This is a genomic window from Salegentibacter tibetensis, from assembly GCF_020164485.1.
Classification (GTDB): Bacteria; Bacteroidota; Bacteroidia; order Flavobacteriales; family Flavobacteriaceae; genus Salegentibacter; species Salegentibacter tibetensis.
This window is the reverse complement of sequence record NZ_JAIQZA010000036.1, coordinates 38,633-45,803: the sequence shown is the minus strand read 5'-3', so window position 1 is coordinate 45,803 and position 7,171 is coordinate 38,633. Positions and strand designations below refer to the sequence as shown.

Genomic DNA, 7,171 nt, shown 5'->3' with positions numbered 1-7,171 from the left:
ATATCTTCCATCGGGTCAATCCTATTGCCCCACAATACCTGGAGAACGAGGAAAGCGTGAATGAAGTTTCCCGGGTACTGGTGGAAAACCTGCTAGAGCAACGGGAATCCGGCCCCTCGGGAACTACTAAATTTTTTAACGATGCCGCCGAGGGTTTGATCGGGGGACTGATCTGGAAATTAAAAACGACGTATCCGGAGTATTGTACGCTCCCCCACCTTATCGCTATCTACCAATACCTGGATACCGATAGCCTTATCCAGTTTTTGGAAACCAATACCACCTCCCGAGCAATGGCCGATGCCTTTATCAGTGGGAAGGACTCCGAGCGACAAACGGCCGGGGTAAAAAGTACCCTGGCAAATGCCCTTAAACGGATCAGTACCCAACAGATTTTTATGGTACTTTCTAAAGATGAGGTACCACTTCATATTAATAAAGAAGACAACCCTGCAGTTATTTCCGTAGTAAACAACCCTAAATACGAAGCTTCATACTCACCGGTCATAGCCACGATCATCCATACCATTACCAAACAAATGAGTGTTCGTAATTCCAAAGCTTCTTTCTTGCTTATGGAAGAGGCGCCAACTATTCGCCTGCTTAATATGCACCGGATTCCGGCAACACTTCGCAGTTATGATATCGCGACTATCTATGTGATGCAGGATAAGATCCAAAACGATATGATGTATGGAGAAAAAGCTAGCAAAGCAATTTTAAGTAACCTGTCCTACCAGTTTTTTGGAAAGGTCAACGACCCTGATACCGCAAAATACTACGAACGTTTTTTTGAAATTGTGAAGAAACCTACTACCAGTGTGAACCGCGGGTATAGCCTTGATTTTGATACCCGGGTTACCACCGGAGAGAAGGAAATCCCAAAAATCCGTGCCGATGTTTTCTTTAGACTGAGAGAAGGAGAGTTTATAACCTACGCGGATGGAAAGGATAAAAAAGTGCAGTTTGAATGGCAGAGTATTAGGCGTGAACTACCTGGGGCTAAAGATCAAATACGCTATTCTAAAGCTGATTTGGAAGCTAATTTTGAACAGGTATATAAGGATGCCAAATCAATATTTGGGTAGCGCAATATACTTCTGGTTATAATTTCATTCTCATTATGTGTCAAGTAAATACTTTAAAAAACTTGACAATTAGTGATCTAATTCACTATCTTTGTCGTGCTATGAATATTGCGACATCCATAAAATCTAAAGTAGATCTAATAAATACCGGGAAAGTATTTACTTACGAGAGCTTATCTATTCCCCAAAATGAATTCTCTGCTGCTGCAAAAGCTTTAAGTAGGTTGGCTGCCAGGGGTGTGATTAAAAGATATAAAAATGGCATGTATTATAAGCCTAAACAAACTATTTTTGGAGAAGTAAAACCAAGTGAGGAAGAATTACTTTATAACTATCTTTTTGAAAACGGTAAGCAAATTGCATACATAACAGGCCTTCGTTTGTATAATGAATTTGGCCTTACTACTCAAATCTCTACAAGCCTAAGGGTGGCCAGTTGGAATAAAGTGATAAAAACCAGGATAGGAAACCTTGTTGTAAAGCCTGCCAGAAGCTATATTCCTGTTTCAAAAGAAAATATTCCTTTCTTGCAATTACTGGATGTAATGAAGGACTTTAAGAAGATCCCGGATATGGACAAAAAGAAGGGTGTTGATTTTTTAAAGAAAAAAATTAAAGAGCTTTCTGATACCGATAAAATTAAATTGGTCAATTTTGCTATATCCTATCCTCCAAAAGTGAGGGCATTTTTAGGTGCTCTTCTTGAATCAATTTCTTTTAAGGAGGTAAGTGAACCGCTTAAAAGAACCATTAATTCTTTAAGTAATTATGAATTCGGAATATCCGAAAAAATATTAACCACGAGCTCAAACTGGAATATTTCCTGATGAAATTACATAATTATAAAGCTGCATTTCAAGGAGCTATTGTAGCTACTGCCCAACATTTAGGGATTTCTGAAATCTATGTGGAAAAAGACTATTGGGTTACTTTTGCTCTTAAAGAGATTTTTACCAATGAATCAACCAGGGAGCTCGCAGTGTTTAAAGGTGGAACATCTCTTTCCAAATGCTTCGGAATTATTGAGCGCTTTTCGGAAGATATTGATTTGGTCGTCATAAAAGATACTGGGGAAACCGATAATTCTCTAAAACGAAAACTCAAAAAAGTCACTGGTGTTCTGGAACCGGTTATGACCGCAATTCCCAACCATCCTTTGGAAAACAAACGAGGGAAAATTAGAAAACTGGTGTATGGTTATGATAAAGCAGGCGTGGAGGGGGCATTCGGCCAAGTCCGGGATCATATTGTAGTGGAAGCTTCAAGTCTGGGCAAATCCCATCCTTCAGAGAGAGTAAGTGTTCACTCTATGATTACGGCATTTATTGCCACGACTAATAATATAGATCTTATCAATGAATATCAACTTGAACCCTTTAAGGTTACGGTATTAAGTATAGAGCGTACATTTTGTGAAAAAATAATAAGCCTGGTTAGGTTTTCTTATACGGAAAAACCTTTGGAAGATTTAACTGATAAGGTTCGCCATACCTACGATTTACACCAACTGCTGCAACGAGATAAAATTTCTTCGTTTTTGCAATCAGATGATTTTGAAAAAATGTTGCTGCAAGTGGGGAAAGATGATGATAAGGCCATCCCCAATGATAAGGAGTGGTTATCAGCACATCCATCCAAATCCCTGTTCTTTAGCCAAACGGAGGCAGTTTGGAAATCCTTAAGCAAAACTTATTCTGGTGCTTTTAGGGAGCTGCTAACCGGAGACCTTCCTGAAGAGAGGGAGGTGTTACAATCCCTGATGAGGATTGCGGTAAGGTTAAAAGAAGTAAAATGGGTGATTTGAAATTACCGGTCAAAATTAACCAAGAGGCTAATTAAATTTTAAAATTAACAACCTGAGCGCTATTCCGGTAACCAAAGTACCCCGCAAGTTCAAGAAGACCTCTTTACTGTGGTTAGGGGAGAAGATAGCACAAATGAATTGCAACCTTTTCTTACGGAGAGATTGATTGAAATGACTCTTCCTGAAAAATCACAAAGTAGCAAACAACGATATAGGTAACGGTACGGGGCAAGAAAGCTAAATAATTAAATCTTTATAGTAAGGTGCTTATTAAGTTCACTAGTTTGGGTGATTAATAAACCGATGCGATATCTTTAGTTTTAAATTTCGTTCCCCGCGCTTTTCATTGAGTTCCAAAATTGCTCTTCTATCATTGGATAATGAAAATTTTGGCAGTACATATACCATTTTTTCGGTTTGGTTTTTTCCAATCTTAGCCGGTAAGCTATACTTGAAAACGGGCTGCTGGTATAGACGCTGGAGGGATTTCTTCTTTCCCTTTTTGCGCGTTTCAATGGCCAGTTTTAAGAAATTGAGGTCATAATCCAGGTTGGAATTATTCTCAATTTTGATCACAAAATAGAGCTGCCCCTTATTAAAAACGATATTATCAACGCTTAGAACTATGCCGTGCTTGCGTTTTTTGATCCGTCTTATGCGTTGCTTTTTACTAAGCAGGTAGCTACAAAATCTACGGAGATGATCTTTATTACTACTTAAGTCCTTTTGCGGGTTTTCGTCATTAACCGAATCCCTAACAACAGGCTTTTCTTTCCCGATGCTTTCCTTTTTCGCGATAAAATAATTCAGCCTGGAAAGTTGTTTTTTGTATTTCAGGATATAGGAGAAGACCGATCCATCTGCCCCGATAATAAGCAAGTTACTTTCTTTTCCGGCCTTGGCCTGCAGTAGTCCAAAGTGCTGTTGCTTTTCCCGGTTATAATTAAAAACAAAATGCTCAGCACCGGTAATTCCCTGGTTGATTGCTTCAGGGAAAAATAGCGCCACATTTTTATCATCATTGGCGTAAATAGTGTCCAGCTTTTCCTGATTTTGAGCACTGGTAAAAGCAAACACCAGTAGCGTGGATGTGATTAAAATATAGTTTTTCATTAGATTCGTTTTTATTGGTTAGCAGTTCCCCAGTTTATTCCGGGCTTATCGGCTTTTAAGATCAATCTGTAATTATTAAGTATGGTGACTTTTACGTTCCGGTTATTGCGCCGGAATACTTTACTTATTCCACTAACTTGTGGCACGCTCGGGATGTTGATATCGCTTATCACATCATCCAGGACTTCCGTTGTAACTTCTGCCCGGAAATTATTCTCGATATAAATGCCTTCACTACCATCTTCAAGATCAAAAGCTTTTAGGCTGGAGGGATGGTTATTGATATTTTGAATCTCGATAAGGACCCGATTGGGCTGAAAACTGACAAAACCGAAAACCGGGGTGTTTTTAGGAATAAGTTTAACACCGATCCTGGCAGGATGGGCAAGCCGCATCCGTAGCCTGGAGTTGGCTTTGATTACCTGGGTGCCGTCGACCACTACTTTAATTTCCTTATCGGTAGCACCTGTTATATCAGGCTCGGGCTTCTTAGGTGCAGATGCAAAGAATAATTGATGCTCTAATCCCATTTCTTTGGCTTCTATTTTTTGCGCTTCCCGGGTTTCTGTTGTATCTGCCTTTGAAGGTCTTTTTGTTTGGGTAGGACTGTTACTCTCAGGTGGGCTGGGTATTTTCGTTATTTGCTCATATCTGGTTTGTCCCAGCTCATAAATGCTATCTATCTTGCGCTCTTTTTCCTTTTCCAACAGCTCGGTGTCATAGTAGCCTAAAGAATCAATAAGCTTTTCATCGTAAATACTCGGCGCACTCTTCTCCCGAACTTCTTTGAGATCGTCAATTGCCTCCAGTTTGGAATCGTAAGTTTCCTGGCTTTCTTCTTCCAGGGCCGGAACTTCGGTTTGTCTTAGATTTTCATTTTCATCCTGGTCATTATCCATGATCATCAGGGTATATGTGATAAGAAATATCACAATGACCAAAAGGACGCTGATAAATACTATTTTGTTTTTTTCTATTTTCATCCGTTGTAGTTTTATTTTTGTGGGAGTATTTTTCTTAAGCTGTTTTCAAAATAATCTGTGATGAGTAGTCCGTGTGGGTTATGGGGGAAGTGGCGATCTACGATGAGCAGTTTTCCTGTGGAAATCAGCTCATAGGTATCGACAATACTGCCGCGGTTGATCTCGAAAATAACCGTGGTCCTAAAATGATACGAATCTTCCCTTTCTTCGAGCTGAGATTCAATACTCAATACCTTTTGAACCAGTGAATATTGCAATAAGCGATTGTACACTCCTTCGGCTTTTTTTTGCCTGTAAAGGTTGTCTACCGAACTATTGCCCAGCCATAATGCTTTTTCCAAATTTTTCTCGTAATTGCTGGCATCGATATTATAGAAGTAGGTGTGAAACAGCTCCAAATGGGCCAGGGCTTCTACCCGGAAGTTTTCTTTCTGGGTTACCAGTTTTAAAGGAATAATACTGCCGTCGGTATTGATGGCGAAGGCACTGTTCAAGGCTTTGTTTCTGGTTGAGAGGGCCATCCAAATTGCAAACACACTGCAAAACATCGAGCAGAGCACTACGACCAGCACGATAAAGCGGTTTAGCTTTAATACCGAATAGATATTTTTATAAGGTGTTTTCATTTTTAAAATATTTTTTTCAATGATTTAATATTTTTATGTCGCTTACTATTGATTAGGCTATTTTAAATGCCCAACTTGTCCCGAATTCATTTCGGGATTATGGGCTTCACGTGGTGAACAGTCTCAGGGTAAAAGAAATGGCACGCCGGTAGAGTTTGAATTTTAAAAACACGATAAATACTATCGAACCCAGTTCTACCACCGGTGTAAAAAAGCCGCTTCCGTAATCCGTACCGAATAGGTTTTGCCAGAAATTGGTATTGATTTCGGTATAAAGAACATTGATAAAAACATTTACCAGGAAGAAGGCGGGAACCAGCATATATACCGCCGCATACAACCTAAAAAACCCATAGGCCATCGTTCGGAATTTCTCAAATACGGCCAGGCTAATCACCAACGGAAAAAAGGCCTGCATAATCCCAAGGAGGAAATAACGCTCTGCCAAAAATAGCGGGTAGATGAATAAATCAAGGATCCATAAAAACAGGCTGATTAGAAATGCAAAGGTTTTAAAGCCGTAGAGGGGAGTCACCAGGGCTTCATAAAGTAAAGCCATGGCTTTACGCATCGCCCCCATAGGGGAAACATCTTCCTCGATGGGAATCTCCTGCATTTGCAGGGGCAATAGGGCAGGGGCTGTGTCGCGGTACTGGTTTTCAATTGCCACAAGAATATTGTCAAGGAACCCCAGGATCTGGGTTGAGAAAATAACCAGCAGTACGACCGCAAAGTTTTTAGCCAGATCCTCGGGTGAAAGCCCCCAGGTATAGCCCTGTCTGTCGGCCACCCCTTCATTGTATTTTTTAAGGATGTTCACCAAAAAGAAGAGCACCGCCAAAGTCTTCATGCCTACGATGGTGTATCTTGAAAACTCGCTCTCCTGGATGGTTTGGAAAACGCTATCGATATATTCGACGCCTACAGCCAGTATGATTACCCCGCTAATCATCAAAAGCCTGTTTCCCGGTTATTGATCTTATCCTGCATTTTCCTAAAGGAAATGATCTCGCGGTAGCGCTTAGTCTTTAGCCGCACATCGGTGACCATTTCTTTGGACTCGAGTTCTTTTTGTTTTAAAATTTCAGCCCGCTCGGCATCACTCATTTTTAAATGGTCACTCGATAAAATCTCATCGATAAAGCTTGCGGTCTCCAGGGAGTTTTCAACCACCGCATTGAAGGATTCGGTAACACGGCTTACTTCTTCTGGCTTGATATAAGGAGAATTCAAAATATCCCGAAGGTCATGCTGCATAACTGTAATAAGGTGCTGATTATTCCGCCCGATCTCCCGGACGGCTTTTAGATCCTGCACTACGCTATTGACCTTTTCAATATTTTCCTTCTGTGCTTTTAAGAAGTTCACGGTCTTGACCAGGTTGGCGGTTTGCTTGGCCGATTCCACCAGGGATTTGACCAGGCTTACAAAGTTCGTATTATCATACACCGGCATCCCCTGGGCCACAATGTGGCCAGATGAAAATAAGGCCAAGGCCAGTGTTAGTATCCAGGTTTTGTGATTGTTTTTCATATCGAATTGTTTTAAATATTAATG

Annotated in this window: 9 protein-coding genes; 4 read left to right on the top strand and 5 right to left on the bottom strand. The window is 40.5% G+C overall.

The annotated features are described in order from the left end of the window. The 4 genes from LB467_RS15670 to LB467_RS19465 all read left to right on the top strand — a co-directional run. On the top strand, positions 1-1,088 hold a 1,088-nt coding region (locus LB467_RS15670; protein ID WP_224474996.1), incomplete at its 5' end, for a type IV secretory system conjugative DNA transfer family protein. A 101-nt stretch (positions 1,089-1,189) separates the two neighbouring features. Continuing rightward, the gene (locus tag LB467_RS15665) at positions 1,190-1,915 is read left to right on the top strand and encodes a DUF6088 family protein (protein ID WP_224474995.1); all 726 of its coding nucleotides are present in this window, start codon (positions 1,190-1,192) and stop codon (positions 1,913-1,915) included. Continuing rightward, positions 1,915-2,892, top strand: coding sequence for a nucleotidyl transferase AbiEii/AbiGii toxin family protein (locus tag LB467_RS15660; protein WP_224474994.1), 978 nt, complete (start codon positions 1,915-1,917; stop codon positions 2,890-2,892). The genes LB467_RS15665 and LB467_RS15660 overlap by 1 nt, the downstream gene beginning before the upstream one ends. A 108-nt stretch (positions 2,893-3,000) precedes the next feature. After that, positions 3,001-3,111 carry a Fic family protein gene (locus LB467_RS19465; protein ID WP_394371823.1) on the top strand — a complete coding sequence of 37 codons (111 nt, stop codon included), beginning with the start codon at positions 3,001-3,003 and terminating at the stop codon, positions 3,109-3,111. 60 nt (positions 3,112-3,171) lie between these two features. On the opposite strand, the gene LB467_RS15655 is transcribed toward LB467_RS19465, so the two are convergent. The 5 genes from LB467_RS15655 to LB467_RS15635 all read right to left on the bottom strand — a co-directional run bounded on the left by LB467_RS15655 (position 3,172) and on the right by LB467_RS15635 (position 7,147). After that, positions 3,172-4,005, bottom strand: coding sequence for a DUF4138 domain-containing protein (locus tag LB467_RS15655; protein ID WP_224474993.1), 834 nt, complete (start codon positions 4,003-4,005; stop codon positions 3,172-3,174). Positions 4,006-4,016: 11 nt separating this feature from the next. Further along, a complete protein-coding gene (traM, locus tag LB467_RS15650) occupies positions 4,017-4,988 on the bottom strand; it encodes a conjugative transposon protein TraM (RefSeq protein ID WP_224474992.1) in 972 nt (323 codons plus the stop codon). An 11-nt stretch (positions 4,989-4,999) separates the two neighbouring features. Next, positions 5,000-5,614, bottom strand: a complete 615-nt coding sequence (locus LB467_RS15645) for a conjugal transfer protein TraK (protein ID WP_224474991.1) — start codon at positions 5,612-5,614, stop codon at positions 5,000-5,002. Positions 5,615-5,720: 106 nt separating this feature from the next. Beyond that, entirely contained in the window at positions 5,721-6,566 is an 846-nt protein-coding gene (locus LB467_RS15640) for a hypothetical protein (protein WP_237690456.1), read from the bottom strand. Continuing rightward, positions 6,566-7,147 carry a conjugal transfer protein gene (locus LB467_RS15635; protein ID WP_394371822.1) on the bottom strand — a complete coding sequence of 194 codons (582 nt, stop codon included), beginning with the start codon at positions 7,145-7,147 and terminating at the stop codon, positions 6,566-6,568. The genes LB467_RS15640 and LB467_RS15635 overlap by 1 nt, the downstream gene beginning before the upstream one ends. Between the last annotated feature and the right edge of the window lie 24 nt (positions 7,148-7,171).

Excerpts from the sequence above, each read along its gene's own strand:
- LB467_RS15665 (WP_224474995.1), top strand. The coding sequence starts at position 1,190 with ATGAATATTGCGACATCCATAAAATCTAAAGTAGATCTAATAAATACC.
- LB467_RS15660 (WP_224474994.1), top strand. The coding sequence starts at position 1,915 with ATGAAATTACATAATTATAAAGCTGCATTTCAAGGAGCTATTGTAGCT.
- LB467_RS15655 (WP_224474993.1), bottom strand. The coding sequence starts at position 4,005 with ATGAAAAACTATATTTTAATCACATCCACGCTACTGGTGTTTGCTTTT.
- traM (WP_224474992.1), bottom strand. The coding sequence starts at position 4,988 with ATGAAAATAGAAAAAAACAAAATAGTATTTATCAGCGTCCTTTTGGTC.
- LB467_RS15645 (WP_224474991.1), bottom strand. The coding sequence starts at position 5,614 with ATGAAAACACCTTATAAAAATATCTATTCGGTATTAAAGCTAAACCGC.
- LB467_RS15640 (WP_237690456.1), bottom strand. The coding sequence starts at position 6,566 with ATGATTAGCGGGGTAATCATACTGGCTGTAGGCGTCGAATATATCGAT.
- LB467_RS15635 (WP_394371822.1), bottom strand. The coding sequence starts at position 7,147 with ATGAAAAACAATCACAAAACCTGGATACTAACACTGGCCTTGGCCTTA.